Origin of the sequence: Muricoccus vinaceus (genome assembly GCF_042433125.1) — a bacterium.
GTDB classification, from domain to species: Bacteria; Pseudomonadota; Alphaproteobacteria; order Acetobacterales; family Acetobacteraceae; genus Roseomonas; species Roseomonas vinacea.
In genome coordinates, this window is the sequence record NZ_JBHLVZ010000120.1 from 1 (window position 1) to 26,050 (window position 26,050).

The 26,050-nt window shown below is 73.3% G+C and carries 22 protein-coding genes; 11 read left to right on the forward strand and 11 right to left on the reverse strand.

The annotated features are described in order from the left end of the window. Positions 1-325: 325 nt before the first annotated feature. Positions 326-1,030: a glycine zipper 2TM domain-containing protein gene (locus ACFFIC_RS29670; protein WP_377057224.1), complete on the reverse strand. Its 705-nt coding sequence runs from the start codon at positions 1,028-1,030 to the stop codon at positions 326-328. A 367-nt stretch (positions 1,031-1,397) separates the two neighbouring features. Between ACFFIC_RS29670 and ACFFIC_RS29675 the strand changes: the two genes are divergently transcribed. Beyond that, complete coding sequence (locus ACFFIC_RS29675; protein ID WP_377057225.1) at positions 1,398-2,933, forward strand: transglycosylase SLT domain-containing protein; 1,536 nt, start codon at positions 1,398-1,400, stop codon at positions 2,931-2,933. Positions 2,934-3,002: 69 nt separating this feature from the next. On the opposite strand, the gene ACFFIC_RS29680 is transcribed toward ACFFIC_RS29675, so the two are convergent. Genes ACFFIC_RS29680 through ACFFIC_RS29690 form a run of 3 tightly spaced genes read right to left on the reverse strand, consistent with a single transcriptional unit; the run spans position 3,003 to position 5,574 of the window. Next, complete coding sequence (locus ACFFIC_RS29680; RefSeq protein ID WP_377057226.1) at positions 3,003-3,824, reverse strand: MetQ/NlpA family ABC transporter substrate-binding protein; 822 nt, start codon at positions 3,822-3,824, stop codon at positions 3,003-3,005. A 20-nt stretch (positions 3,825-3,844) separates the two neighbouring features. Beyond that, a complete protein-coding gene (locus ACFFIC_RS29685) occupies positions 3,845-4,510 on the reverse strand; it encodes a methionine ABC transporter permease (RefSeq protein ID WP_377057227.1) in 666 nt (221 codons plus the stop codon). Further along, the gene (locus tag ACFFIC_RS29690) at positions 4,507-5,574 is read right to left on the reverse strand and encodes a methionine ABC transporter ATP-binding protein (RefSeq protein ID WP_377057228.1); all 1,068 of its coding nucleotides are present in this window, start codon (positions 5,572-5,574) and stop codon (positions 4,507-4,509) included. Before ACFFIC_RS29690 ends, ACFFIC_RS29685 begins: the two co-directional genes overlap by 4 nt. A 148-nt stretch (positions 5,575-5,722) precedes the next feature. Between ACFFIC_RS29690 and ACFFIC_RS29695 the strand changes: the two genes are divergently transcribed. Then, entirely contained in the window at positions 5,723-6,889 is a 1,167-nt protein-coding gene (locus ACFFIC_RS29695; RefSeq protein ID WP_377057229.1) for an NAD(P)/FAD-dependent oxidoreductase, read from the forward strand. Then, positions 6,886-7,860 carry a threonine ammonia-lyase gene (locus ACFFIC_RS29700; protein ID WP_377057230.1) on the forward strand — a complete coding sequence of 325 codons (975 nt, stop codon included), beginning with the start codon at positions 6,886-6,888 and terminating at the stop codon, positions 7,858-7,860. Before ACFFIC_RS29695 ends, ACFFIC_RS29700 begins: the two co-directional genes overlap by 4 nt. Before the next feature lie 33 nt (positions 7,861-7,893). Here the strand turns inward: ACFFIC_RS29700 and ACFFIC_RS29705 are convergent, their stop codons facing one another. Beyond that, complete coding sequence (locus ACFFIC_RS29705; RefSeq protein WP_377057231.1) at positions 7,894-8,439, reverse strand: cupin domain-containing protein; 546 nt, start codon at positions 8,437-8,439, stop codon at positions 7,894-7,896. A 68-nt stretch (positions 8,440-8,507) separates the two neighbouring features. Further along, the gene (gene moaB, locus ACFFIC_RS29710; protein ID WP_377057232.1) at positions 8,508-9,047 is read right to left on the reverse strand and encodes a molybdenum cofactor biosynthesis protein B; all 540 of its coding nucleotides are present in this window, start codon (positions 9,045-9,047) and stop codon (positions 8,508-8,510) included. 144 nt (positions 9,048-9,191) lie between these two features. On the opposite strand from moaB, the gene ACFFIC_RS29715 reads away from it, so the two are divergent. Next, positions 9,192-9,440, forward strand: coding sequence for a hypothetical protein (locus tag ACFFIC_RS29715; RefSeq protein ID WP_377057233.1), 249 nt, complete (start codon positions 9,192-9,194; stop codon positions 9,438-9,440). A gap of 15 nt (positions 9,441-9,455) precedes the next feature. On the opposite strand, the gene ACFFIC_RS29720 is transcribed toward ACFFIC_RS29715, so the two are convergent. Next, a complete protein-coding gene (locus ACFFIC_RS29720) occupies positions 9,456-11,015 on the reverse strand; it encodes a sulfatase-like hydrolase/transferase (RefSeq protein ID WP_377057234.1) in 1,560 nt (519 codons plus the stop codon). Between the two features lie 81 nt (positions 11,016-11,096). Between ACFFIC_RS29720 and ACFFIC_RS29725 the strand changes: the two genes are divergently transcribed. Continuing rightward, positions 11,097-12,083: a Bug family tripartite tricarboxylate transporter substrate binding protein gene (locus tag ACFFIC_RS29725; RefSeq protein WP_377057235.1), complete on the forward strand. Its 987-nt coding sequence runs from the start codon at positions 11,097-11,099 to the stop codon at positions 12,081-12,083. 114 nt (positions 12,084-12,197) lie between these two features. Next, positions 12,198-14,510: a heavy metal translocating P-type ATPase gene (locus ACFFIC_RS29730; protein ID WP_377057236.1), complete on the forward strand. Its 2,313-nt coding sequence runs from the start codon at positions 12,198-12,200 to the stop codon at positions 14,508-14,510. A gap of 28 nt (positions 14,511-14,538) precedes the next feature. On the opposite strand, the gene ACFFIC_RS29735 is transcribed toward ACFFIC_RS29730, so the two are convergent. The 3 genes from ACFFIC_RS29735 to ACFFIC_RS29745 form a co-directional block, all read right to left on the reverse strand. Further along, entirely contained in the window at positions 14,539-15,264 is a 726-nt protein-coding gene (locus ACFFIC_RS29735; RefSeq protein WP_377057237.1) for an alpha/beta hydrolase, read from the reverse strand. Next, positions 15,261-16,988, reverse strand: coding sequence for a cation:proton antiporter domain-containing protein (locus tag ACFFIC_RS29740; RefSeq protein WP_377057238.1), 1,728 nt, complete (start codon positions 16,986-16,988; stop codon positions 15,261-15,263). The genes ACFFIC_RS29735 and ACFFIC_RS29740 overlap by 4 nt, the downstream gene beginning before the upstream one ends. An 89-nt stretch (positions 16,989-17,077) precedes the next feature. After that, on the reverse strand, positions 17,078-17,980 hold the full coding sequence (locus ACFFIC_RS29745) for an EamA family transporter (protein ID WP_377057239.1): 903 nt from the start codon (positions 17,978-17,980) through the stop codon (positions 17,078-17,080). Positions 17,981-18,196: 216 nt separating this feature from the next. Between ACFFIC_RS29745 and ACFFIC_RS29750 the strand changes: the two genes are divergently transcribed. The 5 genes from ACFFIC_RS29750 to ACFFIC_RS29770 all read left to right on the forward strand — a co-directional run bounded on the left by ACFFIC_RS29750 (position 18,197) and on the right by ACFFIC_RS29770 (position 23,792). After that, positions 18,197-19,987, forward strand: coding sequence for a thiamine pyrophosphate-requiring protein (locus tag ACFFIC_RS29750; protein WP_377057261.1), 1,791 nt, complete (start codon positions 18,197-18,199; stop codon positions 19,985-19,987). A gap of 49 nt (positions 19,988-20,036) precedes the next feature. After that, positions 20,037-20,738 (forward strand): SIMPL domain-containing protein, encoded by a 702-nt coding sequence (locus tag ACFFIC_RS29755; protein ID WP_377057240.1) that lies wholly within the window; start codon positions 20,037-20,039, stop codon positions 20,736-20,738. A 362-nt stretch (positions 20,739-21,100) separates the two neighbouring features. Continuing rightward, positions 21,101-21,640: a class I SAM-dependent methyltransferase gene (locus tag ACFFIC_RS29760; RefSeq protein WP_377057241.1), complete on the forward strand. Its 540-nt coding sequence runs from the start codon at positions 21,101-21,103 to the stop codon at positions 21,638-21,640. Positions 21,641-21,782: 142 nt separating this feature from the next. Next, positions 21,783-22,736 carry a Bug family tripartite tricarboxylate transporter substrate binding protein gene (locus ACFFIC_RS29765; protein ID WP_377057242.1) on the forward strand — a complete coding sequence of 318 codons (954 nt, stop codon included), beginning with the start codon at positions 21,783-21,785 and terminating at the stop codon, positions 22,734-22,736. Positions 22,737-22,931: 195 nt separating this feature from the next. Then, a complete protein-coding gene (locus ACFFIC_RS29770; protein WP_377057243.1) occupies positions 22,932-23,792 on the forward strand; it encodes a DMT family transporter in 861 nt (286 codons plus the stop codon). Positions 23,793-23,828: 36 nt separating this feature from the next. Here the strand turns inward: ACFFIC_RS29770 and ACFFIC_RS29775 are convergent, their stop codons facing one another. Continuing rightward, positions 23,829-26,030, reverse strand: coding sequence for a hypothetical protein (locus ACFFIC_RS29775; protein WP_377057244.1), 2,202 nt, complete (start codon positions 26,028-26,030; stop codon positions 23,829-23,831). Positions 26,031-26,050: the final 20 nt, after the last annotated feature.

Genomic DNA, 26,050 nt, shown 5'->3' on the forward strand with positions numbered 1-26,050 from the left:
GCGCGCTCACCACCACCCGGTTGCTCTCGTCGGTCCGCACCCGCGCCGCCGCACGCGCCAGCAGCCGCTTCTTCAGGCTGCGCGCACCCAGATGATACAGCGGGAACTCCACCCGCAACCCACGCGCCTCAATCCGCGCCATCAATCTAAACCCGAAAGCCCGGGCGCCGGGAGGCCGACCCTACCCTGAGGTTCGTCCAAAACGGGGTATCCCGCCGTGGCGCCGCCGCGTCGAAGACATGGGTTTCCGAGGGAACAAGCGGACCGGACAGCATCGGGCCGGCCTATACACCGCCGCCCCGCCGGTCGCTAGCCACGCCGGGGTTCAGCGTAGAACGCCGCCTGGATAGGGCACACTGGCATAGGGCGAGACCTGGGCCGGGGCCTCGTAGGAGGGCTGGGTGTAGACGGGCTGGTTGTAGCCGGGCTGCGGATAGCCCGCCTGGGGGAATTCCGCCTGGCCAGCGCCGGGCGTGGCATAACCTGGCTGCGGGTAGCCCTGCTGCTGAAAAACGGGCGGCCGGTAGGCGGCCGTGGGCGGCGGTCCGCCAGCCGCGCGGGCCAGCCGCGTGCGGTCGCCGCGCGAGATCACCACCCGGTCGCCGGCCTGCAGCCCTTCCTCGTTGGTCTGCACCACCTGGAAGTCGCCGCCCGTGTCCTCCCGCACCGTGAACTCCACGGCCTGGCCAGAGCTGGCGCCGCTGCCGATGGCGTTGCCGGCCAGCCCGCCCAGAAGCGCGCCGCCCAGCCCGCCCAGCACGTTCGAGCGCGGGTCGCCGCCGATGAACGAGCCTGCCACGCCCCCCGCGACCGCGCCTGCCACCGTGCCGACCCCCCCGCCACTGCCGCGGATGGTCACCGGCCGCGTGCCGACGATGGTGCCGTAGGACACCGCCGCGGTGCGCCCGACGGCCGCGGGGCTGTAGACCTCGCCGGTTTCGCGGGGCGCGCAGGCCGAAAGCCCACCCGCGATCAGGACGGCGCCGAGCGTGGCAGGCAAAAGGGAAAGGCGGTGGTCGCGGGCGGCCATGGGCGTTCCTTCGGAAAGCGGATCCTGCGTCTTGCAGGGTGCAAGATTGGGCGCCGGACCTGATCCGCCAGCCCGGGAGTCCCGGCGTTACATCGCGCGTAACACGTGGGGGAATAACGGCCGAAAGCCCTTCCCGATGCAGCCGCATCAATGGCCTGCGGGGCGGATTTCGTCGTGATCGCGGAACGTTGCGTGCCTCTTTGCGCCACAAAGTCTCCTTGCGGCGGCGCCAAGCATCCGTTAGCCCTGCTGCTGCGACAATGGCTCGCAGCCGGCGGGGGCCGGTGGTGCCGCGTGGGGACGCGGCTCCGGGGGTCCTCGCGCCGGCCGGTTCATCCGGTCGGGCATGGGACAGGGGGTTGAGGGGATGAACCTGATCGGTCGAGGAGCGCGCGCGCGCGGCCTGGCGCGCGGGGCACGCGCATTGGCGGCCATGTCGGTGCTGGCGGCGCTGGCGGCCTGCGGAAGCCAGTCCGAAACCGGTCCCGTTTCCGTGGGCAGCAATCTCCGCGCCACCTCCAACAGCCGGTTGGCGAGCTACGACCCGCCCGGTTCCTCCTCCGACCCCTGGGGGCCCTACATCAAGGAAGCCTCCGCCCGATTCGACGTGCCGGAGCGCTGGATCCGCGAGGTGATGCGCCAGGAAAGCGGCGGTCGCGTTTCCGCCACCTCCCGCGTCGGCGCCATGGGCCTGCTGCAGCTCATGCCCGGCACCTATGCCGAGCTGAACGCCAAGTACGGGCTGGGCGACGACCCCTACCACCCCTGGTCCAACATGATGGCCGGCACCGCCTACATCCGCGAGATGTACGAGCTCTACGGCTCCCCCGGCTTCCTGGCCGCCTACAACGGCGGGCCGCGGCGGCTGGAGAACTACCTCTGGGCTGGCGGGCGCATGCCGGACGAGACGCGCAACTACGTCGCCCGAATCGGGCCGCGCATCCAGGGCGCCCACCCGAACCGCCGCGCGCCGGACGAGGTCTATGCCGCGGCGGACATCTCCCTCAACCCGCCGTCCCGCCGCACCGGCGACACCGCGACCATGCTGGCGCTGCGCGAGCAGCGCCGCGCCGTCGATCCCGGCGTGCAGGTGGCGCGGCTGGCGCCCGGCCCGGTCATCCGGATGGAGCCGATTCCCGACGGTTCCACCTATGGCTACAGCGCGCCGCCGCCGGCGGCGGCTCCCGTGCAGACGCAGCTCGCCTCCCTCGGGTCCAACGTGATCCGCATGGAGCCGATCCCCGACGGCTCCACCTATTCGCGCGAGCCCTCCCCCGTGGTGGTGTCCCGCATGGATCCGATCCCGGACGGCTCCACCTATGGCCGGGAGTCCGCGCCGGTGGTGTCCCGCATGGAGCCCATCCCGGATGGGTCCACCTATGCCCGCGCGCCCGCCTCCGTGGTGGTGGCGCGGATGGACCCTATCCCCGACCCGCCCGCCCCCATGCCCGCGTCGCGTCCCTTCGCCGTCGCTTCGGCCGAGGCCCGGCCGGCCATGCCCGCGCCCGAGCGCCCCAGCTTCGAGCGGCCGGCCTCGCGCGGGCTCGGCTTCCTGGTCGCGCCCGCCCAGGCCGGCACCCTGTCCCCGCCGATGGCGCGGGGAGCCACCCCGCCCGCGGGCGTGCTGCGCGCCAGCGCTGCCGTTCCCGCACCGGTTCAGGCGGCCCCGGGCGGCTGGGCCATTCAGGTCGGCGCCTTCGCCAGCGAGAACCTGGCGCGCGACGCCGCCGGGCAGGCCCGCAGCGGCGCCGGCAACGGGCGCGTGGTGGTGATGCCCGTGGCCCAGGGCCGCAGCACCCTGTACCGTGCCCGCGTCTCGGGCCTGTCGCGCGATGCCGCCCAGACGGCCTGCGACCGGATGCGCTCCCGCGGGAGCTGCATGGTGATCTCGCCGGACGCCTGAGGCGCCCGGCCTGTGGAAAAGGCCGGGGGATCCGTTCCCCCGGCCTTTCCTTGTCGTGGGTACCGGGGTTCAGACGCCCGAGACGACGGCGCCCCCGAACTCGCGCTGCACGAACTCCTTCACCGCCGGGTCGGCGTAGCCAGCCGCCAGCTTCGCCGCCCAGGGCGCCGCGGCATCCGCCCGCCGCACGACCACGAGGCAGGTGTAGGGATTGGTCCGCGCGCCCTCGGCCGATTCGGCGGCCAGGCTGTCCCGCCCGGGCATCAGGCCGGCGGGCACGGCGTAGTTGCCCGTGATGGCGGCCGCGTCCACGTCGTCGATGGCGCGGGCGATGGTGGCCGCCTCCAGCTCCACGATGCGGATGCGCCTGGGGTTTTCCGTGATGTCGGCCACGGTTGCGCGGAAGTCGGCGCCGGGGCGCAGCTTGAACAATCCGGCCTGGGCCAGCAGCACCAGGGCGCGGCCGCCATTGGTGGGGTCGTTCGGGATGGCCACGCGGGCGCCGCTGGACAGGTCCGTCAGCGCCTTCACCTTGCGGCTGAACACGGCCATGGCCGTCAGCACGGTCTTGCCCACCGCCACGAAGTCGTAGCCGCGCTGCTGCTTCTGGGCGTCCAGGAAGGGCTGGTGCTGGTAGGTGTTGGCGTCGATCTCGCCGCCCTGCAGGGCGACGTTGGGCTGGATGAAGTCCGAGAACTCGGTGATGCGGACAACGAGGCCCTCGCCCGCCACGGCGTCGCGCACGCGCTCGAGCACCTGGGCGTGGACGCCGGAGGTGACGCCGACGCGGAGCGGCCGGGCGGCGGTGCCGATCGCGCTGCTGCCCTGGGCCAGGGCCCCGCGCGCGAGCAGCAGCGCGGGCGCGGCGAGAAGGAGGGGGCGGCGAAGCATGGCTTGAAACTCCTGTTGGTTCAGCGCCGGCTGAAGCGCCGGACGAGCCAGTCGCCCAGGGATTGCAGGCCCTGGACAAAGAGAATGAGGATCGCGACCACGGTGGCCATCACCTCCGGCATGAAGCGCTGGTAGCCGAAGCGGATGCCGAGGTCCCCCAGGCCCCCGCCGCCGATGGCGCCGGCCATGGCGGAATAGCCGACCAGCCCGACCAGGGTGACGGTGATGGCGGCGATGATGCCGGGCAGGGCCTCGGGCACCAGCACGCGGGCCATGATCTGGGTGCGGGTGGCGCCCATGGCGCGGGCGGCCTCCACCACGCCGCGATCCACCTCGCGCAGCGCGTTCTCGAACAGGCGGATGATGAAGGCGGTGGCGGCCAGGGAAAGGGGCACCAGGGCCGCCGTGGTGCCGATGGAGGTGCCGGCCACCAGCCGCGTGAAGGGCACGATCGCCACCATCAGGATGATGAAGGGGGTGGAGCGCACGGCGTTCACCAGCAGCCCCAGCGGCCGGTTCAGCCAGCCGTTGGGGGACAGCCCCTCCGGCCCGGTGGTGTGCAGCAGCAGGGCCAGCGGCAGGCCGATGACGATGGCGGCCACGGCGCCGCCGAAGGTCATCAGCAGGGTCTGCCAGGTGGCCTCGACCAGCAGGTCGGTGAGCGCCGGGGGAAGCCAGGGGATCATGCCGGGTCCTCCCCCGCGATGTCGGATACGTCCAGGCCCAGGCTCTGCATCCAGGCGGTGGCCTCCGCGATGGCGGCGGGCGGGCCGTAGGCGGCCAGGGCCATGAGGCCGTAGGGCTCGGCGCCGATGGCGTCGATCCGGCCGGACACGATGTTCAGGTCCAGCCCGAACCGGCGGGAGGCCTCGCTGACCACGGCGCGGGTGGAGGAGGGGCCGGCAAAGAGAACCTGGAGGAGGCGGCGCTCCTCTCCCGGGTTCGGCGCGGGAAGGCGCGCCACCGTTCCCGGCGGCACCACATGGCCGATCACCTCCGCCACGAAGCGGCGCGTGGTCGGGTGGGCGGGCCGGGTGAAGACGTCGAAGACGCGGCCCTGCTCGATCACGCGCCCGGCCTCCATCACCGCCACCCGGTCGCAGACGGCCTTCACCACGGCCATCTCGTGGGTGATCAGCAGCACCGTCAGGTCCAGGCGGTCGCGGATGTCGCGGAGGAGGGCGAGGATCTCCCCGGTTGTCTCGGGGTCCAGCGCACTGGTCGCCTCGTCGCAGAGAAGGACGCGTGGGCGGGAGGCGAGGGCGCGCGCGATGCCGACGCGCTGCTTCTGGCCGCCGGAAAGCTGGGCCGGATAGCTGTCCCGCCGGTTCTCCAGCCCCACCAGCGGCAGCAGCTCGGCCACCCGTGCCTCGCGCTCGGCCCGGCCCATGCCCGCGATCTCCAGCGGAAAGGCGATGTTGCCGGCCACCGTGCGGGCGGACAGCAGGTTGAAGTGCTGGAACACCATGCCGATGCCGCGGCGGGCCCGGCGCAGCGCGCCCTCGTCCAGCCCCGTGATGTCCTCGCCCAGAACGGAAACGGTGCCGGTGTCCGGGCGCTCCAGCAGGTTCACGCAGCGGAGCAGGGTGGATTTTCCGGCGCCCGAGCGGCCGACGATGCCGAAGATCTCGCCCGGCGCGACCGCCAGGGACACGCCGTCCAGCGCGCGGAACGGGCTGCCGCGGCCCTGGAAGGTGCGGGAAAGGTCGCGGAGCAGGATGGCCGGCGGGGCCTCGGCGCGGTCGGACATGGGGGAAACCGGAGGGAGGGGGCGCCGGGTCTGCCACGGATCGGGACGCGGAGGAAACGGTGCCCTCGCGTCGGACCGTGCCGGGTTTCCCCGGGGAAACCCGCGGTTTGGGAAGCGGCACTTAGGGGCGTGGCGGGAGGGCGTCAACTTGCGCGGCCGGGTTGCCGCCCCGCGCCCCGCGCCGCACCATGCCGGCATGGACATGCAACTCTTCGATGCGCTGGTGGTCGGCGCGGGCATCGGCGGCGCCACCGCGGCCGCCCATCTCGCCCCCACCCGCCGCACCGCGCTGATCGAGGCCGAGGAAAGCGCGGGCTACCACACCACCGGGCGCTCGGCCGCGATCTGGATCCTGAACTACGGCACGCCGGACGCGCAGCTCCTGACCGCCGCCTCCGGCCCCTTCTTCCGCGACCCGCCACCCGGTTTCGCCGATGCGCCGCTGATGGCGCCGCGCCCCGTGGTGCACCTGGCGCCGCCCGACCAGGTGCCGGCGCTGGAGGCGCTGATGGCGCGGGGCGAGGGGGTGGAGCCGATCACGCCGGAGGACGTGCGCGCCATGGCCCCGGCGCTGCGCCCCGGCTACGCGGCGGCGGCGGCGATCGAGCGCAACGCCTTCGACATGGACGTGGCCGCGCTGCACCAGGGTTTCCTGCGGGCCGTGCGGGCGCAGGGTGGGGTGCTGGCGCTGCGGCATCGCGCGGGGCGGATCTGGTGGGCTGAAGGGCACTGGCACGTGGAAACCAGCGGCAGCCAGGTGTTCGCGGCCCCGGTGCTGGTGAACGCGGCAGGCGCCTGGGGCGACGAGGTGGCGCGCATCGCGGGTGTCGCGCCGATCGGGTTGCAGCCCAAGCGGCGGACGGCGCTGATCGTTGATCCGGCACCGCACGATGTCTCGGGATGGCCGCTGCTGGGGGATGTGGCCCACAGCTGGTACGCGCGGCCGGAGGCGCGGTCGAAGCTCATGGTCTCCCCCGCCGACGAGACCGACAGCGACCCCTGCGACGCCCAGCCCGACGAGCTGGACGTGGCGGTCGCGGCGGATCGCTTCGAGCAGGCGCTGGACATCCCCGTGCGCCGCGTGGAGCACCGCTGGGCCGGCTTGCGCACCTTCACGCCCGACCGAGGGCTGGCCATCGGCGCCTCCGGTACGCCCGGTTTCTTCTGGAACTGCGGGCAGGGCGGCTACGGCATCCAGACCGCCCCTGCGGCCGGGCAACTGCTGGCGATGCTGGTGAATGACGAAGACCCCGAGGGCTTGCGGGACGTGGTTCCCCTGGTCGATCCCCGCCGCTTCGCGGAGGTGAACGCATGAGCCCGCTTCCCACCCATGACGACGTGCGGGCCGCCGCCGCGCGCCTGGCCGGGCGCGTGGTGCGCACGCCCATGCTGCGCCACCCCGTGCTGGATGCGCTGGCCGGCGGCACCGTGCTGGTGAAGCCCGAACCCCTGCAGCGCACGGGGTCCTTCAAGTTCCGCGGCGCCACCAACGCCGTGCTCCGCCTGGACGGGGCGCAGCGCGCGGGCGGGGTGGTGACGCATTCCTCGGGCAACCACGGGCAGGCCCTGGCCAGCGCCGCGGCCTCCGAGGGGGTGCGAGCGCTGATCGCGATGCCGCAGGACGCGCCGAGCATCAAGGTGGAGAGCACGCGGCGCTGGGGGGCGGAGATCACCTTCTTCGACCGGCTGAACACCGACCGCGAGGCGCTGGCGAACCGGCTGGCCGCCGAGCGTGGGGCGGCCGTGATCTCGCCCTTCGACCATCCGGACGTGATCGCGGGCCAGGGCACCGCCGGGCTGGAGCTGATCGAGGACGCGACGGCCGCTGGGCTGCGGATGGACGCCATGGTGGTCTGCACCGGTGGCGGCGGGCTGATCGCCGGCTGCGCCCTGGCGGCGGAGGGAGCGAGCCCAGGCACGGAGATCATCGCCGCCGAGCCCGAGGGATGGGACGACACCGCGCGCTCCCTCGCCGCGGGGGAGAGGCTTTCGGCGGACGGAAAGGGTTCGACCTTCTGCGACGCCCTGCTCTCGATCCGGCCGGGGGAGATCACCTTCGCGGTGAACCGCTCCCGCCTCGCGGGGGGCGTGGCAGTGACGCCGGAGGAGGTGCTGGCCGCGATGCGCTTCGCCTTCGACCACCTGAAGCTGGTGGTGGAGCCGGGCGGGGCGGTGGCGCTGGCGGCGGTGCTGGCCGGGCGCGTGCCGGCGAAGGGGCGGGTGCTGGGCGTGGTGATCAGCGGCGGGAACGTGGACCCGGCGGTGTTCGCCCGCACGCTGGGATAGGCGGCCGCCTTGAAGGAGGCGGCCGCCCGGGCGTCAGGAGTAGCCCTTGTTCCGGTGGTCCTGCGCGGCTTCTTCCTGGGTTTCGGCCCCGGCATTGGCCGGCTGGGCGGCGCCCGAACCAGAGCCTGAGCCAGAGCTGCCGGACTGGCTGCTGGATGAAGCGCCGGGCTGTGAGGCGCCCGCCTGGGAACCGCCACCCTGGGCGCCGCCGCCCTCGGCGGGGCGGAAGTCGAAGTTGCCGCCCTCGCTCTGCCAGGTCTGCACGGTCAACACCTTGGCGCCGCCCTTGCTCTCGTGCGGGCCGTGGACCACGCCCTTGGCGTGGGTGAGGAAGGCGCCGGCGGACAGGGTTTCACCGGCCTCGATCAGGTCGCCTTCCAGCACATAGTGCATCTCGGACCCGGCATCGTGGTAGTGCGCGGGGATCACCCCTCCCGCCGGCAGGTGGACGATGGAGGTGACGACGCCCTTGTCGCGGTCCTCGTTCAGGATCTGAATCTTGAACTGACCGGTCCCACCGGGGATCTCGAAGGGGACCGCCTCGCCAGGCCGGGTCATCCGCAAGCCGCTGTCTGCCATGTCGCGCCTCCATCCGTTTCAGGGCTCCGAACGTGGGCAGGAAGCGGGAAGTTGCCAGGAGCGGGGTGTCAGGCGGCGCGCAGGTGCTCCAGCAGGCGCGGCATCAGCTCCACCAGGTTGCAGGGACGGAAGCGGGCGTCGAGCTGGTGGACCAGGATGTCGTCCCAGGCGTCCTTCACCGCCCCCGTGCTGCCCGGCAGGGCGAAGAGGTAGGTTCCGCCCGAGACGCCGCCGATCGCGCGGGACTGGATCGTGGAGGTGCCGATCTTGGCGTAGCTCAGCATCCGGAACAGCTCGCCGAAGCCGGTGATCTCCTTTTCCAGCACGCGGGCGAAGGCCTCGGGCGTCACGTCGCGACCGGTGATGCCGGTGCCGCCGGTCGTGATCACGCAATCCACCTGCGCGTCCGCGACCCAGCGGCGCAGATGGCCTTCGATGGCATCGGCCTCGTCGCGCGCGATGGCGCGCTCGGCGAGGCGGTGGCCGGCGGCCTGGATGCGGGCGGCCAGCGTTTCGCCGGAGCGGTCGGAGGCGAGGTCGCGCGTGTCGCTGACGGTCAGCACCGCGATGTTCACGGGCAGGAAGGTGCGGCTCTCGTCGATCGGCATGGTGGGGCTCCTTGGCGTTGCTAAGCGGGCGCGTTCCTGTGGCGGCGCGTTCATATGGGGTGCGTGGGCGCCCCTTCCGCAAGGCGTTCCACCTGTGCAAGGTTCCGCCGCGCGCGGCGATCAGGACCAATCAAGGAGCATCGGGTGCCCCGGCTGCTGAACATCCTCGGTTTCATGGTTTTCGTGCTGGGGGCGGTGGCCCTGGCGGTGGCCGTCTATGTTCTGCTGGCCGGGGTGATCGGGTGGAATCCCTTCAGCCACGGCCGTCCGATGGCCGCGGGCGTCACCACCATGGCGGCCATGCTGGCGCTCGGCGTGGTGCTGCTGGTTTCGGGCGCGTTGCTGGGCCGGGCGGCCGTGCGGGCCGAGGCGCGGGCGGGCCTCACGGCCTGACGCCCCGCGCGGCGCTCACCATTCCCCCAAGAACACGCCGCCACGCTTGTGGCTGTCGGTTCGGAGTTCCGCCTCGGCCCAGGTGATGGTGGTGCGGCGCTTCAGCTCCCCGAACCAGGAGAGCAGGCGCTCGCGCATCTCCCGGCACACCCCGCCCATGGCCGGGTCCGCGCCGAGGTCGTGCAGCTCCTCCGGATCGGCCCGGAGGTCGAAGAGCATGGGGCGCAGGCCGTCCGTCCAGTGGACGTATTTCCAGCGCTCCGTCCGCACCATCCAGGCGTGGTGGTGGCCGGTGGGCAGGCCCAGGCGGCGGCGGGCGCCGCGAAAGGTCCAGTCCAGCTCCGACACCGCCGCGTCCCGCCACGCCCCCGCCGTGCCGCGCGTCAGCGGCAGCAGGGAGCGGCCGTCGATCAGGTGCTCCGCCGGGTCCAGCCCCAGCGCGTCGAGGATGGTCGGCACCACGTCGACCGCCTCGGCGAAGCGTTCCTCCACCGTGCCGCGCGTCGCGTCCGCCCTGGCGGAGGGATCGTAGAGGAGGAAGGGGACGCGCTGGATGCAGTCGTGGAACAGCTCCTTCTCGCCCAGCCAGTGGTCGCCCAGGTAGTCGCCGTGGTCGGAGCAGAAGACCACCAGCGTGTCTTGCCAGCGGCCCAGCCGCTCCATCGCCTCCCAGACGCGGCCGAGATGGTGGTCGAGCTGGGCGATCAGGCCCTGGTAGGCCGGGCGGACGGTGTTCACCGTCTCGTCCCGGGCGAAGTTCTGCGCCACCTCCTCGTTCTGGAACTCGCGGAGGACGGGGTGGGCGCCAGGGCCGCGCTCGTCCTCGGACCGCACCACCGGCAGGCAGTCCTCGGGGCCGAACATCGCGTGGTAGGGCGCGGGGGCGATGTAGGGCCAGTGCGGCTTCACGTAGGAAAGGTGCAGCACCCAGGGCTTGTCCCCCTGCTCCTCCATGAAGCGGATGGCGGTGTCGGTGGTGTAGGCGGTTTCGCTGTGCTCCTCGGCCACGCGCGACGGATAGCGGGCGTTGCGCATCTTCCAGCCCGAGAGCGGGCCGTCGGGGCCGTCCACCGCGATCACGAAGTCCGTCCAGGGGTCGGGGCTGTCATAGCCCTTGGCGCGGAGCCAGTCGGCATAGGCCGAATCGGGCTCGCCGTGGTGGCCGTCGTGCCGGTCCACCAGGGTGAACCAACCCTCGTCCAGCAGCACCTTCAGCTCGCTCGCGCCGTCCACCTCCAGCCGCTTCTGCCCGCGCGCATCGGGCAGCACATGGGTCTTGCCGGCCAGCGCCAGGGTGCGACCGGCCTCGCGCAGGTGCCAGCCCAGCGTCACCTCGCCGACCGAGAGCGGCACGCGGTTGTGGGTGGCCCCGTGCGAGGAAACGTAGCGCCCGGTGTAGTAGGACATGCGCGACGGGCCGCAGATGCCGGACTGCACATAGGCCTGGGCGAAGCGCACGCCGCGCGCGGCCAGGGCGTCGAGATGGGGCGTGGGCAGGTGCGGGTGCCCGGCGCAGGACATGTGGTCCCAGCGGAACTGGTCCGCCATCACGAAGAGAACGTTCCGTGCGGTCATCGCGATCTTGCTTGCCCCCGTTTCCCCGGCCCAGGCTAAGGCCATGTGGAAACCGGGGGTAGCCGGGTGGGGAAGCGGACCGTGGCACAAGGGATCATCACGCGGCGGGTGGCGGGGCTGCTGGCGCTGGGCGCGGCGGCGCCCGCGATGGCGCAGGGCGATGCGACGCGCATCCTCGCCACCTTCCCGCCGGGCGCGGCGCTGGACGGCGTGGCGCGGCTGCTGGCGGATGGCGCCGCGCGGGGCACCGGCGCTGGGGACCGCCCGCGCGGCACGGTCGTGGTGGACAACCGGGCCGGGGCGAACGGCAACATCGCCGCCGGCCTCCTCGCCCGCGCGGCCCCCGATGGGCGCACGCTGCTGCTGGCGATCGACACCACCTTCAGCCTCAACCCCCATCTTTATGCCAATCCCGGCTTCGATCCGGCGGTGGACGTGGAGCCGGTGGCGATCGCGGGCACCTTTCCGGTGGCGCTGCTGGTGCACCCCTCCGCCGGCATCACCGATCTCGCCGCGCTCGCGCGGGCGGCGCGGGCGCGGCCCCTGCTCTACGCCTCCGCGGGAAGCGGCTCGCCCGGGCATCTGGCGATGGAGTTCCTGCGCGCGGCGCTCGGCCTGCCCCCCGCCGCCTTTGAGCACGTTCCCTTTCGCGGCAATGCCGAGGCCATGACCAGCCTGCTGGCCGGGCAGGTTTCGGCGGGGTTCATCGCGGTGGCCGGTGGCGCGGATTTCGTGCGGGACGGGCGGCTGCGGGCGCTGGCGGTGTCCGGCCCGCGCCGGATGGAGATGCTGCCGGACACGCCGACGGTGGCGGAGTCGGGCCACCCGGCCTTCGACGTGCGCTTCGCCTTTGTGCTGATGGCGCCGCGGGGCGTGCCGGAGGAGGTGCGGCGGGACTGGGCCGGGCTGGTCGCCGCCGTCCTGGCCCAGCCGGCCACGCGTGCCCGCCTGGCGGCCTGGGGGGTGGAGCCGGACGCGGGCGGGCCGGCGGAGGCCGCCGCCTGGATCGCTTCCGCCGGCGAGCGCTGGGGCAAGGTGGCGCGGGACACGGGAATGCGGGTCGGCTGACGCCAGGGGACGCCCCGCCCCGACGCCTCCCGGGGCCTCGCGGCCGTTTCTGGCGGCCGGGCGGGAGAGGGAGCTAGAGTTCGGCCGCCCGTCCCCTGACTGGAGGCGCCGCCCATGCGCCATTCCCTGCTGTTCCCCTGGGTTGCCACCGCCCTTCTGGCGGGTGCCGCGCTGTTCGTGCTCGGCCTCGCCGGACCGGCGCACTGGGTCTGGGCCGCGGCCGCCGTGCCGGTGGCGGCGCATGTGGCCCTGGGTGTCGGGCGGGCGCTGGCGGGGGGCGGGCTGGGCGTCGACGTGATCGCCCTCGCCGCGATCCTCGGTGCCCTGTTGCTCGGCGAAACCGCGGCCGCCGCGGTGATCGGCCTCATGGTCGCGGGCGGGGAGGCGCTGGAGGCCTGGGCGGAGGGCCGGGCCACGCGCGCCCTGTCCGACCTCATGGCGCGCGCCCCCCGCCATGCCGCGCGCCTGATCGGGGACGGCATGGAGGAGGTGGCGGTCGGCGCGCTTCGCCCCTCCGACCTGATCCTGGTCCGGCCCGGGGAAACCGTGCCCACGGACGGCCTGCTGCAGGACGAGGCCGCGATCCTCGACGAGAGCGCCCTCACGGGCGAGCCCCTTCCGGCGCGCGTGGCCGCGGGGGCCGCGCTGCGCAGCGGGGCGGTGAATGCCGGCGGCGCCTTCCGCATGCGCGCCACCTCCGATGCCCAGGCGAGCACCTATGCGGCGATCATCCGCCTGACCCAGGCCGCGGCGGCGGAGCGGCCGCCGCTGGCGCGCCTGGCCGACCGCTGGGCGCTCGCCTTCGTGGGGCTGACCGCCGCCGTCGCCCTGGGTGCCTGGGCCATCTCGGGCGAGGCCGCGCGCGCGCTGGCCGTGCTGGTGGTGGCGACGCCCTGCCCGCTGATCCTGGCCGCTCCCGTCGCGCTGATCGCGGGCGTCAGCCGGGCGGCCCGGCGCGGCATCGTCGTCAAGGGCGGCGGCGCGCTGGAGCGGCTGGCGCGGACCCGGACGGTGCTGTTCGACAAGACCGGAACCCTGACGCCGGGCCGGCCAAGGCTGGCGGCCGTGGAGGCGGATCCGGCGATGGGCCGCGACGAGGCGATGCGCCTTGCGGCCAGCCTGGCCCAGGGATCGACCCACCCCGTCTCGGCCGCCCTGGCCGCCGCCGCCGGGGAACGCGGGCTCCGGCTGGCAGCACCCGGGGCCGTGGAGGAGAGGCCGGGGGGCGGGCTGTCGGGCCTGGTCGAAGGCCAGGCGGTGGCGCTGGGAAGCGAGGGTTTCCTGCGCGAGCGGGGCATCGCGGCCGAGGCGGCGTGGAGCGCGATGGCCTCCGTCGCGGCGGGGTCGGTCGCGTGGCTGGCGGTCGGGGGGCGGGTGGCGGCGGCCTTTCTGATGGCCGACGGGCTGCGCCCGGAGGCCGCGCGCACCGTGCGCCGCCTGCGGGCGCTCGGCATCGGGCGGCTCGTGATGGTGAGCGGGGACCGCGAGGGCGCGGCCGCGCCGGTGGGCGCCGCGCTCCGCCTGGACGCGGTGCTGGCGGAGCGCACGCCGGAGGAGAAGATTGCCGCCGTGCGAGAGGAATGTGCGCGCGCGCCCACCGCCATGGTCGGCGACGGCGTGAACGACGCGCCGGCCCTGGCCGCCGCCGATGTCGGGATCGCCATGGGCGCCCAGGGCACCGCCGCCGCGTCGGAGGCCGCCGACGTGGTGCTGACCGTGGACCGCCTGGACCGGGTGCCCGAGGCGCTGGCCATCGCGCGGCGTTCGCGCCGCGTGGCCCTGCAGGCCATCGGGCTCGGCATGGGATTGTCGGGAGGGGCGATGATCTTCGCCGCGGCCGGATGGCTTTCGCCGCTGGCCGGGGCGGTTCTGCAGGAGGCGATCGACGTCGCCGCCATCCTGTTCGCCCTGACGGCGCTCTGGCCCGGAACCGGCGAGGCCGCGCCCGGCACCGTTCCGTCGGGTGCGGGGCTGCGCGACCGCATGGCGGAGCATGCGGAGCTGAGGCGGCTGGTGGAGGCGTTGCGGGATGCCGGCGAGGCCGTCTCCGGCGGCCCGGCCGCCTTACCGGCCATCGAGGCCTTGCGGGATGGCCTGCGCGCCCGGCTGCTGCCCCACCAGCGGGAGGAGGAGCGGCTGCTTTACCCCGCCGCCGCGTCGCTGCTCGGCGGGCAGGACCCGATGGGGGCGCTGCTGCGCATGCACGGCGCCATCGAATCCCTGGTTGACCGGATCTCGGCCCTGCTGGCGGTCGCGCGGAGCCAGGACGGCTGGGCCTCAGCCGGCCCGGAACTGCGGCGGAGCCTCTTCGCCCTGGAAGCCTTGCTGGAGCTGCACATCGCGGCGGAGGAGGAGGTCCTGGCCGAATTCACCGATGCCGCGTCCCGGCCGGTGGTGCCGGTGGGGGCGCTGCGCCAGCCGGCCTAGGACAACCTGCCGCCGGTGGCGGCCTGGCTCAGGCCGGCACCCAGGCCGCGATCCGGTCCGCCGCGAGCTCCCATCCCGCGTCCAGCATCATCAGGTGTCCGACCCCCGGCAGCACGCGGGCGGCAACCCCGTGCCAGCCGGCGCAGCGCTCCATGGCGTCGCGTGGGATCAGGCGGTCGTGCTCGGCGCCCAGCACCAGCACGGGACGTCCGTGGATCCAGCCGGGGGTGACGGGCTGGGGCATCTGCGCCTCCATCAGCGCGGCCGGGGATTCATCCCGCAGCTTGGCGGCGTGGAGCATGGCGGCGCCCTGGTCCATGCCCGGCCCGAACAGCCCGCGCGCCAGCGCCGGGGAGGGCTCGCCCGAGCCGGTGAGCCGCGCGACCTCGCCCCAGAGCGCGGGGTTGGAGGCGGCGAGATGGGCGTTGGACCACCAGAGCCCTTCGGGCGGCACCGGCGCCATCAGGGCGGCGCCGCGCACGCGGGGGTCGTCCAGCAGGCGCTGGGCGATGAGCGCGCCGAGGGAATGCCCCACCAGCACGGCAGGCCCCTGTTCCAGCGCGGCGCGCACGGTGCCGACGCGGTCGGACAGGGTGGCGCCCTGGAGGGTGACGGCGGTGCAGGGGTGCCCCGCGGCCGCCAGGCGCTGGGCGAAGCCATCTCCCCAGATCCAGGGGCCGCAGGCCGCGCCGTGCAGCAGGATCAGGCGCGTCAGGTGCGGCGTGCCGGCGGGGGGCTCGAAGCGAAGGGTCATGCCCCCAGCCCTGCCACAGCCGCGTCCGCGACGCGACGCCTCCGGAGCAGATCAACCGTCTCCTGCGCGGTGCCGGCCGCGACCCCCATGCGGCGCATGGCGAAGTCGGCGATGCCCAGCGCCACCTCGCGTTCGCCCATCACCGCGAGGCCGCTGGAGTCCTGGGCGTAGAGCCAGTCCACCTCGGAATCGTGATGGGCGCGCACGGTCACCTCGATGCCCGGATTGGCGGCGCGGGCCAGCTCCACCACCCGCCGGGCCTCCCAGGCCAGGGGGAGGGTGACGATCAGCAGCCGGGCGCGGGCGGCATGGGCGGCCTCCAGCATCTCCGGCTGGGTGGCGTTGCCCCAGAGAACGGGAACGGATTGCCGGGTCAGGACCTCCGTGCGGTGGCGGTCGTCCTCCACCACCACGAAGGGCAGGCTGTGGCGGCGCAGCGCGGCCGCGACCAGCACGCCGACGCGCCCGTAGCCGACCAGGATGGCGTGGTCCTCCATGCGCGGCAGGCTGGCGGCGAGGCGCGAGCGCCCCTCCGCCCCCGGCGGCGCGCGGCGGGGGATGCGGGCGGCGAGCGCGGCCAGAAGGCGGAAGGTGAGGGGCATGAGCAGGATGGCCCCGAAGCTGCCGAGCAGGACCGGGCCGCGCAGCGAGTCGGGCAGGATGCCCTGGCCGATCGCCAGCTCCATCAGCACGAAGGAGAACTCGCCGATCTGGGCCAGGGAGGCGGCCACCGTCGCGGCGATGGCGGGCGTGACGCGCAGCGCGATCAGCAGGGCGAAGCTGGCGCCCCCCGTGCCGATCAGCACCGTGGCCAGCGCCAGGATGGAGGTGACGGGCGCGTCCAGCAGCCGCGCCGGGTTCAGCAGCATCCCCACCGAGACGAAGAAGATGGCGGCGAAGATGCGCTGCAGCGGCAGGGTCTCGGCCGCGGCCTGGTGGCCGAGGTCGCTCTCGCCGAGGATGGCGCCGGCGAAGAAGGCGCCCAAAGCGAAGGACACGCCGAACAGGGCCGAGGCCTCGAAGGCGACACCGAGCGCCACCACCACCACCGCCAGGGTGAACAGCTCCCGCGAGCCGGAGCGGGCCACCTGTTGCAGCGCCCAGGGCAGCAGGCGGCGGCCCGCCACCAGCATCAGGGTGGCGAAGGCCGCGAGCTTGAGCAGGGCCACCAGCACCGCGCCGGCCATGCCCTCGCCGGCTTCGCCCGAGGCGGCGGGCACCAGCACGAGGCCGAGCACCACGAGAAGGTCCTGCAGCACCAGCCATCCCATGGCGATGCGCCCGGCCTCCCCGGACAGGCGGCCGCGTTCCTCCAGCGCGCGGGTGGCAACCGCGGTGGAGGCGATGGCGAGCGTCAGGCCGAAGACCATGGCGGGGCCGAAGCCGAGGCCCGGCAGCGCCATGCCGAGGGCCGTGCCCATCAGCGTGCCGATCGCCACCTGCGCCGTGGCCCCGGGCACCGCGACGCGCCAGACCGCCAGCAGGTCGCGCGGCTGGAAGTGCAGGCCGACGCCGAAGAGGAGAAGGCCGACGCCCACCTCCGCCATGGTGCGGGTGAAGGCGCCGTCGATGGCGACGCCCGGCGTGTAGGGCCCGATGGCGACGCCAGCGACGAGATATCCGACGAGGGGAGGCATTCGCAGCGCCCGCGCCGCCAGCCCGAAGCCGAAGGCGGCGGCGAGGCCGATGACGAGGCTGGCGAGGAAGGGCGGCGCGTGTTCCATCCGCGTCCCTTTTCGCAGCCCGGACGGGAGAGGGCCAGGGGCGGGCTCCGCCGTTCAGCCCCTGGTCACGGCTTCCAATCAGCCCTCGTTCAGCCGATCACGACGAGCACCACGCTGAGCACGATCAGCAGCGCCCCGACGGCGTCGCGCGGCTTCAGCGGTTCCTTCAGGTACCAGCGGCCGAAGGCGAGGGTGAAGACGATCTCCACCTGCCCGACCGAGCGCACCAGCGCCACCGGGGCCGAGGCGAAGCCGGTGAACCAGCAGGCCGAGCCCAGCGCCGAGAGCAGCCCGACCGGGGCGGCGTTGCGCCAGGTGCGGAACACGGCGGCGAGCGAGGCGGGCTCGCGCGCCAGCAGCCAGCCGCCCTGCATCGCCGTCTGCATGATGTTGGTGACCACCACGGTGCAGAGCGCGCCGAGCACTGTGTCGGCCGCGGCCAGGTCCTGGTTGGCCGCGCGGATGGCGATGCCTGTGAGCCCGAAGCAGGCACCGGCCGCGATGCCGCAGAGCGCCGCCGGCTGGGCCGTGGCCCGCAGAGCCTGGCGGAGCGAGGAAACCTGGCCGGCCAGCGACAGCCAGAGCACCGCCGAGACGCCCATCGCCACTCCCGCCCAGCTCAGGGGGGAAATGTGCTCGCCCAGCAGGATGATGGCGAAGACGGCGCCCTGCAGTGCCTCGGTCTTGGAATAGGCGGTGCCGACCGCGAAGCCGCGCGGCGCGAAGGAGGCGATGAGGAACACCGTGCCGAAAATCTGCAGCAGCCCGCCCACCGCGCAAAGGAGCAGGGCGCGCGGGCCGAATTCCGGCAGGGTGCCGCCGCCGATCCACCACCAGGCGCCCACCAGGGCAAGGCCCGGCGGCACGCCGTAGAGGTAGCGCACCACCGCGGCGGCGTTGAGCGAGAGGGTGCCGCGCAGCTTCTGCTGGAGGGCGGTGCGCCAGCACTGGAACAGCGCGGCGGAGAGGGTGGCGGCGAGCCAAAGGGGCATGGGCGCGTCCGGGCGAGCGGGGAAGGGGATCGCGGCCTGGGAGGCGCAATGGGGCTGGTCGCGAGGGTCTGCTCCGGTTCCGCTTCCGTCAACCGGGCCCCTGCGGGCGGCGCCGGGGCGCAACCGCCCGGCGCGGGGGACCGTTCGTGGGAAGCGTTCGCGATGGCCCGGCCATCCTGCCCGGCCCCTGCTCCCCACAACGGCTGCGAGGACTTCATGGCGAAGAAGGTCAGCGACTTCTTCTGGGAACGGCTGCATGCCTGGGGCGTGCGGCGGGTGTTCGGCTATCCCGGGGATGGCGTGAACGGGCTGCTGGGCGGATTGCAGCGCTTCGGCACCGACAAGATCCAGTTCATCCAGGTGCGGCACGAGGAAATGGCCGCCTTCATGGCCAGCGCCCATTCCAAGTTCACCGGCGAGGTCGGTGTCTGCCTCGCCACCAGCGGGCCGGGGGCGACGCACCTGCTGACCGGCATGTACGACGCCGCGGCCGACCACATGCCGATGCTGGCGATCGCCGGGCACACCGTGCGCCCGGCGATCGGCGGGCACTACCAGCAGGAGGTGGACCTGCTGAGCACCTTCAAGGACGTCGCCGGCGCCTTCGTACAGCAGGCCAGCGTGCCCACCCAGATGCGCCACCTGGTGGACCGCGCCATGCGCACCGCCATGGGCGAGCGGCGCGTGACCGCGCTGATCATTCCCAACGACCTGTCGGAGGAACCCTACGAGGACCCGCCCCACGCCCACGGCACCAACCATTCGGGCATCGGCTGGACGCCGCCCCGCGTGATCCCGCGGGACGAGGACCTGCGCCGCGCGGCGGCCGTGCTGAACGAGGGCAAGCGCGTCGCCATCCTGGTGGGGGCCGGGGCGCGCGAGGCGGCGGCCGAGGTGGAGGCGGTGGCGGACCGGCTGGGCGCCGGGGCCGCCAAGGCGCTGCTGGGCAAGGACGTGCTGCCCGACGACCTGCCCTGGGTCACCGGTACCATCGGTCTGCTGGGCACGCGGCCGAGCTGGGACCTGATGCAGGACTGCGACACGCTGCTGATGGTGGGATCGAGCTTTCCCTGGTCCGAGTTCCTGCCAAAGGAAGGGCAGGCGCGCGGGGTGCAGATCGACCTGCAGCCCGCCATGCTCAGCCTGCGCTATCCCATGGAGGTGCCGCTGACCGGCGACGCCGCGGAAAGCCTGCGCGCGCTGCTGCCCCTGCTGGAGCAGAAGGAGGACACCTCCTGGCGGGAGGGGATCGCGAAGGGCAACCGCGAGTGGCATGCCCTGCTGCAAAGCCGGGCCGAGGCCGCCGCCGATCCGGTGAACCCGCAGCTTCCGTTCCAGGAGCTGTCGAAGCGCCTGCCGGACGGGGTGATCCTGACCAGCGATTCCGGTTCCGCGGTGAACTGGTACGCGCGCAACCTGCAGATGCGGCGGGGCATGCGCGGGTCGCTTTCGGGCAGCTTCGCCAGCATGGGGGCGGCGGTGCCCTATGCCTTCGCGGCCAAGATGGCGCATCCCGACCGTCCGGTGATCGCCATGGTGGGCGACGGCGCCATGCAGATGAACAACATGGCCGAGCTGATCACGGTGGCGCAGCACTGGCGCTCCTGGTCCAACCCCACCTGGGTCTGCATCGTGCTGAACAACCAGGACCTGAACGAGGTGACCTGGGAGCAGCGGGTGATGGAGGGCATGCCCAAGTTCGAGGAAACGCAGCGCCTGCCCGATTTCCCCTACCACCGCTTCGCCGAGCTGGCGGGGCTGCGCGGCCTTTTCGTGGACGATCCCGCCCAGGTCGGGCCGGCGCTGGACCAGGCGCTGGCCTCCGACCGGCCGGTGGTGCTGGAGATCCGCACCGACCCGAACGTGCCGCCGCTGCCGCCGCACACCCAGCTCGGGCAAGCCGCGCAGTTCGCCTCCGCGCTGCTGCACGACCCGGACAAGGGGCAGGTGATCCTCGACACCGCGCGGCAGGTGATGAGCGCGGTGCTGCCGTCGCGGAAGGCGTGAGGCGGCAGGCTGCCGCATCTTCGCCATGCGGGCGGGGCAGGATCGCGGCATGACCCGATCCTTCCCCCTGGCCCTTCTCGCCCTGTCGCTGATGGCGGCGGCCGCGCTTGCCCAGCCTGCGGCGCCGGCCGTCTATCCCGGGCCGGGCACGCTGCTGCGGCTGTCGGAGTCCGCCGAGGTGACGCGGGCGCCGGACGAGGTGCGCGCGACGCTGCGCTTTGAGGCGCGGGACGCCACCCCGGCCGGGGCACAGGCGGCTGTGAACCGCGCCATGGCGTCGGCGCTGGAGGCGGCGCGGGGCGCGGCGGGGGTCACGGCCTCCACCGGGGCCTACAGCACCTGGCGGCAGGAGGACCCGGCCCGATGGGTGGCGGCACAGGCGCTGAACCTGCGCGCGGGCAACCAGGCCGCGCTGCTGGAGCTGGTGGGCACGCTGCAGTCCCGCGGGCTGGCGCTGGGCGGCATCGCCCATGGGCTGAGCCGTGATTCCGCCCGCGCCGCCCGGCAGGACGCGGCCGGCCTGGCGCTGGAGGCGCTGCGGCGGAGGGCGGAGGCCGTGGCCGCCGGGATCGGCATGCGGGTGGAGCGGATCGCGGAGATCAACCTCGAAACCGCCGATCCCGGCCCGGTGCGGCCGATGATGGCCCAGGCCATGGCACGGGGCGCGGCGCCAGCGCCTCCCGTGGCGCAGGCGGAGGACGTGGTGGTCGGCGCCTCCGCGCAGGCGGTGGTGGTGATGGTTCCGAACTGAAAGGGTGAGGTGCCTGTTCTTCAGCGGCCCGCTACTGGTGCCTTCAACCGGGCTCGCCCGGGCCTGACCTGCGCGGCCGGCGCTCCGTGTGGTGGCACAAGGGAAACCTGTGGCGAGCCCGCGCGCGTAGGGCAGGGGATCGGCATTCCGGGTTGTGCCCGGAGCCGGCAACTGCACAATGACCGGCGCGCGCCAGGCAATACATCACGGCGAGCAACGCAGACGGATGCATCGGACGTCACCCACCGGGAGGCAACGATGCTCAAAGGTCTCGTGCAGAAGGCGGCGAGCCACGTCGGGCTTGACGTTTATCCCAGCTGGGACCGCAACTTGAACGTTGCGATATTCGGCATGTCATCGATGTGAGCGCCAACGAAGGGCAGTTCTACACATCCCTTCGTGCGAATGCGGGCTTTGCAGGCCCGATCGCCTCCGTCGAGCCGGACCCTGAGCTGTGCAAGGTCATACTGGACGGGAACGCGAAGGTGCCGGACGAGAGATGGAGTCTTCATCAAATGGCGCTCGGGTCGGAATCCGCCACGCGCCAGTTCAATCGCATGGCCCTGAACGTCTTCAACTCCTTTCTCGCGCCCGTTGGCGGCAATCCACGGAACTCGGTGGCTTCGACCTTCACGGTTCGGATCGGGCGCATCGACGATCTGCTGCATGGCTTCGACCTGGCGGTGCTGCGTGGTGGACCCGAGACCTTCCCGCGCGTGCCGCTGGTGCAGACCGGAGTGTCGTTCCGCCCCAACACTGAGGACATGCCGGACTGGAGGGATTCCACGTCATCCTTCCAGGCCGCGGGATTCATGTTCGCCGACCTGTTCTCCCTGGTGCCCGCCACGCATGGTGCACCGCATGAGGCGGACTGCCTGTTGATCCGGGCTGATCCGGGCTAGCCAAGGGGTTGCGGAACGTCGTGCCTTCTGCCGGGGTCATCGGCCACCGGGCGGGGGGTGATGGTTCCGGGCTGAGCCGCGCCTGTTGACGGGGCCGCTCCCCAAGGGGACGGTCCGCGCAAACCATCGCGGAGGAAGCCCCATGTCGCCCAGAACCCTGTTGGGGGCCCTCGCGCTCGGCCTGGTGGCCGCCCTGCCAGCCACGGCCCAGACCCAGCCGCCCATCCGCCTGATCGTCGGCTTCCCGCCGGGCGGCGGCATCGACCTCCTCACCCGCGTGATGGGGGAGGGACTGGCGGCCCGTCTGGGACGCACGGTGGTGGTGGAGAACCGCACGGGGGCGGGCGGCAACATCGCGGCCGATGCCGTGGCCAAGGCGGCGCCCGACGGCAACACGCTGGGCGCCATTCCGGCCGGGCCCCTGGTGATCAACCGTCACATCTACCGGACCATGCCCTTCGACCCCCTGGCGGATTTCACGCCCATCAGCCGCTTCGCCGCCATTCCCGTGGTGTTCCTGGCGGCGCCGAACGCGGGCATCACCGATATCGCCTCGCTCCGTGCGCGGCTCGCGGCCGGGCCGCTGCCCTGCGGCACGCCGGGGGCCGGGACCACGCAGCACCTGGCTGTCGCGCTGCTGATGCGGGAGATCGGGCGGGACTGCACGATCGTGCATTATCGCGGCACCGGCCCGGCCCTGCCGGACCTGCTGTCTGGCACCATCGCGCTCTACACCGACACCGTGGTGACGGGACTGCCGCCCGCGCGGGACGGGCGGGCCCGGGCCATCGCCATCGCCTCCCCCACGCGGTCCGCCCTGGCGCCGGAGGTGCCGGTGGTGGCGGAAAGCGTGCCGGGCTTCGTGGCCGAGACCTGGCTGGCCCTGCTCGGCCCGCGCGGCATGGCCGAGGCCCAGGCGGCACGGCTGGAAGACGCCATGATCGCCCTTGCCCGCGATCGGGCGGTGGCCGCCCGCCTGCGGGACCTCGCCTCCGAACCCGTGGGCTCCACCCGTGCGGAACTGGCGGAGACGATCCGCGCGCAGGACGCGGTCTGGGGACCTGTCGCGCGGGAGGCCAAGGTCACGGCGGACTGATCCGGGCCTGCCGGGGAGCCCTGGGCCCATGGGGAGGGCACTGCGCTCTCCGGACCTGACCGCCCTGGCACCCTTCCTGCCCTTGCAGTCTTTCCCCGGGGGCCACCGGCGTCACCGAGCCAGACCAAGAACGCGCAGGAGCCTTCTGGCCATGCGCGGGGGACGCGCCCTGCCGCGCGTGCGATGCTGGGCGCGATGTCACCGATCCTTGCCGGCCTGTTGTTCCAGTTGGCGGCCATCGCCCTGTTTGTCGTGCTGGACACGCTGACCAAGGTGCTGACGGCTCAATACCCGATCCCGCAGATCGTGTTCATGCGCTTCGCCTTCCACACGGTGGTGGTGGCGCTGGCGCTGCGGATGACCATGGGGCGGCTGCCCTGGCGCAGCCGCGCGCCGGGGCTGGAGGCGGTGCGGAGCCTTTGCCTGCTGGTCGCCAACGGGTTGTTCGTGGTGGCGCTGTTCCACATCCCGCTGGCGGACGCCTCGGCGGTGACCTTCGCCTCCCCCATCTTCACCGCCGCCCTGGCCGCGCTGGTGCTGGGGGAGACGGTGGGGCGGCGGCGCTGGCTGGGCATCGGGATCGGGCTGCTGGGCGTGATGCTGGCGCTGCGCCCGCCCTTCCTGACCGGGGAAACGCCGCACTGGGCGCTGTTCCTGCCGCTGGGCACCGCCCTGTCCTTCGCGGCCTACCAGATCCTCACGCGCAAGCTCTCGGCGGTGGATTCTCCGGCCACCATCATCCTGCATACGGGGCTCGCGGCCGGGGCGGTGGCGGCGCTCGCGCAGCCCTTCGTCTGGCAGGCGCCGGACGCCACGGGCTGGGTGCTGATGGCGCTGGCCGGAATATTCGGCGCCAGCGGGCATTTTTTGCTCATCCAGGCCTATTCCCGGGCGCCCGCCAGCATTCTGGCGCCGATGACCTACACGCAGCTGGTCTGGGCCACGCTGTCCTCGGTGCTGTTTTTCGGGGACCCGCCGGATGGCTGGACGCTGCTGGGGGCGGGGGTGATCGCCACGGGCGGGATCGTGGCGGCGCGCGCGGGCACCGCCCGCTGAGGGGCGCCGCCCGGCACGGGCGGCACCCCTGGCCGTTCAGGCGCGGTCGAGCGGCCGCATCGCGTCGATGTTGTTGCCTCTCTGTGTCCGCAGATCCGTATAGGCGCCGCCCGAGGCGAGGATGCGCTCGAACAGCCAGCGCGCGCGCTCGTCCCCCAGCATCTGCCAGACGAGCACGAGGGAGCGCGCCCAGAGGACGGTGTAGTTGCCGTCGCCGTCCCAGCCTTCGCCGTTCTTCCGCCCGGGGCGGGCGACGGTGGCGAGCTCGGCCCAGGTGTTGTGCTGCACCGGGCCGGGCAGGATGTTGTGGCTGTTGCCGATCGCGAAGGCGTAGTAGCCGCCCATCTGCATCGGGAAGACGTTGGGCGGCTGCATCCCGCGCTCGATGATCCAGTTGCGCGCGAAGTCCGCCACGAAGCGCCGCGCCTCCAGCGACCCCGCGCGCCAGGCGCACCAGCAGCCGGCCATGATGTGGTCCTGCATCCAGGGCTTGAGGGCACCCCGGTCATAGGGATTGCACTCGGGCAGCCAGCCGAAGGGCTCGCCCTGGGCCTGCTTCCAGGCCGGCACCTTGGAGTTCAGGTAGGCGAAGTTGAACTCCACCACCTCGGACAGGTGGGCCTTGAGCGGCACGGCATCCGGGCAGAGCAGGGAGGCAAGGGAGACGTCGCGGATGGCCCAGCCGGCCTCGCGCGGCTGGTTGTTCTGCATCACGCACCAGTCCCGCTGCGCACCTGCCACGGTCTTGATGCGGTTGGGCGCATAGGTGCTGGTCATGGCGTAGAGCCCCTGGGACAGCAGGGCGTCCCAGAAGGAGCGGCGCCCGGTGACCAGGTAGGCGCCGTAGGCGAGCTGGGGCTGATGGCCGCCGTCCCAGTCCCGCCCGCCGTTGCCGAAGATGGTGTTGGGCGGGTTGGAGCCGCCGCGGGGATCCATCCACAGGCGCGGGCGCCCGGTCTCGCGCGACAGGTTCACGGGCACGCCGCGGGCACGGTCGAACTGGTTGATCGGCAGGGAGCGCGCGGCCTCCGCCTGGGCGATCATCATCCGGCGCGCCCGGCCGTCCTGCGTGGTGAAGAAGTTGGCGTGCCAGCCGGGCAGCAGGCCGATGTCCTCGCGCCCGCCGGTGCCGCCCATGTTGGGCGACTGGATCCCCGCGACGGAAAGGGGGGCGCGGAAGTCGGGGGCATTGAGGACGCGCCCGTAGCCCGCCAGCGTGCTCTCGTTCAGCCCGGTCGACAGGGCGTAGGGCGGCAGGGCGCCCACCTGGATCAGGAAGGCGGGGTCGATCTGGACGTTGTGCTCGGGCCTGTCGGCCCTGGCATTCTCCTCGGCGGAGACGCCGGTGAAGATGCGCCGGCCGAAGCCGTAGCCATGGGCGACGCGCAGGCCCGAAACGGAGAAGACCCTCGCGCCCTTCAGGGCGAGGGTGAGATCGATGTTCCAGGCGGACACGCCGCCCGTGTTCACGAACTGCCCGTCCGCCATCACGGCGTATTCGGCCTCCACCGACCCGTCCGCGAAGCAGGTGAAGTCCGCGACGAGCCGCACGGCATCGTTCAGCCAGGCCACCGCGCGGCGCTGCACGGCCAGCGGGCCGCGCTGCCAGTGGTCGTCGAAGCGCGAGGCCAGGGTGGCGGGCGCGAGATCGAGGGAGCGGCCGTCCACGGAAACGCTGCCGGTGATGCCGCTGCTGGCCAGCGCCGACATGCCGATGGGCGCGTCCGCCAGGGCGCCCGCCCGCCGCAGCATGGATTGCAGGGTCAGCCCCTCCGCCACCGGGGGAAAGGGGGTGGTGACCAGAACATGCGCGCCGGATCCGTCGGGGTGGCGGCGCAGCACATCCGCCTGTGCCGGGCGGGAGGCGCTGCCCCAGGACATCTGCAGCCCGGAGCCGGCCGGCAGGGCGCCCTGCGGCAGGTAGACCGCGAAGCTGCCGTAGCGCATGGCCAGCGCGCCGCGTCCGCGCTCGGCGTTGAAGTTGATGCCGACCAGGTCGTTGCCCGCGCCCGGCTGGAGAAAGGCGGGGGCAAAGACGACGCCCGAGGCCGAGCCGCCGCGGGCCGGGCGCTGCCATTCTGCCGGATTGTGCAGCCCGGCCACCGGCGCCGCGGCCGCGCCGGAGCGGGGAAGGGGCGCCGCGACCGCGGCCATGATGGCGTCGAGGCGGGCCTGATCGACGGCCGGACCCGCCCCATGAGGGAGCGGCACCGGGGGAGCGGGGGGGCGGATCGCCATGGGGGGGACTCCGGTCTGTG

Excerpts from the sequence above, each read along its gene's own strand:
- ACFFIC_RS29775 (WP_377057244.1), bottom strand. The coding sequence starts at position 26,030 with ATGGCGATCCGCCCCCCCGCTCCCCCGGTGCCGCTCCCTCATGGGGCG.
- ACFFIC_RS29700 (WP_377057230.1), top strand. The coding sequence starts at position 6,886 with ATGAGCCCGCTTCCCACCCATGACGACGTGCGGGCCGCCGCCGCGCGC.
- ACFFIC_RS29770 (WP_377057243.1), top strand. The coding sequence starts at position 22,932 with ATGTCACCGATCCTTGCCGGCCTGTTGTTCCAGTTGGCGGCCATCGCC.
- ACFFIC_RS29740 (WP_377057238.1), bottom strand. The coding sequence starts at position 16,988 with ATGGAACACGCGCCGCCCTTCCTCGCCAGCCTCGTCATCGGCCTCGCC.
- ACFFIC_RS29735 (WP_377057237.1), bottom strand. The coding sequence starts at position 15,264 with ATGACCCTTCGCTTCGAGCCCCCCGCCGGCACGCCGCACCTGACGCGC.
- ACFFIC_RS29730 (WP_377057236.1), top strand. The coding sequence starts at position 12,198 with ATGCGCCATTCCCTGCTGTTCCCCTGGGTTGCCACCGCCCTTCTGGCG.
- ACFFIC_RS29675 (WP_377057225.1), top strand. The coding sequence starts at position 1,398 with ATGAACCTGATCGGTCGAGGAGCGCGCGCGCGCGGCCTGGCGCGCGGG.
- ACFFIC_RS29680 (WP_377057226.1), bottom strand. The coding sequence starts at position 3,824 with ATGCTTCGCCGCCCCCTCCTTCTCGCCGCGCCCGCGCTGCTGCTCGCG.
- ACFFIC_RS29765 (WP_377057242.1), top strand. The coding sequence starts at position 21,783 with ATGTCGCCCAGAACCCTGTTGGGGGCCCTCGCGCTCGGCCTGGTGGCC.
- ACFFIC_RS29750 (WP_377057261.1), top strand. The coding sequence starts at position 18,197 with ATGGCGAAGAAGGTCAGCGACTTCTTCTGGGAACGGCTGCATGCCTGG.
- ACFFIC_RS29755 (WP_377057240.1), top strand. The coding sequence starts at position 20,037 with ATGACCCGATCCTTCCCCCTGGCCCTTCTCGCCCTGTCGCTGATGGCG.
- moaB (WP_377057232.1), bottom strand. The coding sequence starts at position 9,047 with ATGCCGATCGACGAGAGCCGCACCTTCCTGCCCGTGAACATCGCGGTG.
- ACFFIC_RS29690 (WP_377057228.1), bottom strand. The coding sequence starts at position 5,574 with ATGTCCGACCGCGCCGAGGCCCCGCCGGCCATCCTGCTCCGCGACCTT.
- ACFFIC_RS29685 (WP_377057227.1), bottom strand. The coding sequence starts at position 4,510 with ATGATCCCCTGGCTTCCCCCGGCGCTCACCGACCTGCTGGTCGAGGCC.
- ACFFIC_RS29745 (WP_377057239.1), bottom strand. The coding sequence starts at position 17,980 with ATGCCCCTTTGGCTCGCCGCCACCCTCTCCGCCGCGCTGTTCCAGTGC.
- ACFFIC_RS29705 (WP_377057231.1), bottom strand. The coding sequence starts at position 8,439 with ATGGCAGACAGCGGCTTGCGGATGACCCGGCCTGGCGAGGCGGTCCCC.
- ACFFIC_RS29720 (WP_377057234.1), bottom strand. The coding sequence starts at position 11,015 with ATGACCGCACGGAACGTTCTCTTCGTGATGGCGGACCAGTTCCGCTGG.
- ACFFIC_RS29670 (WP_377057224.1), bottom strand. The coding sequence starts at position 1,030 with ATGGCCGCCCGCGACCACCGCCTTTCCCTTTTGCCTGCCACGCTCGGC.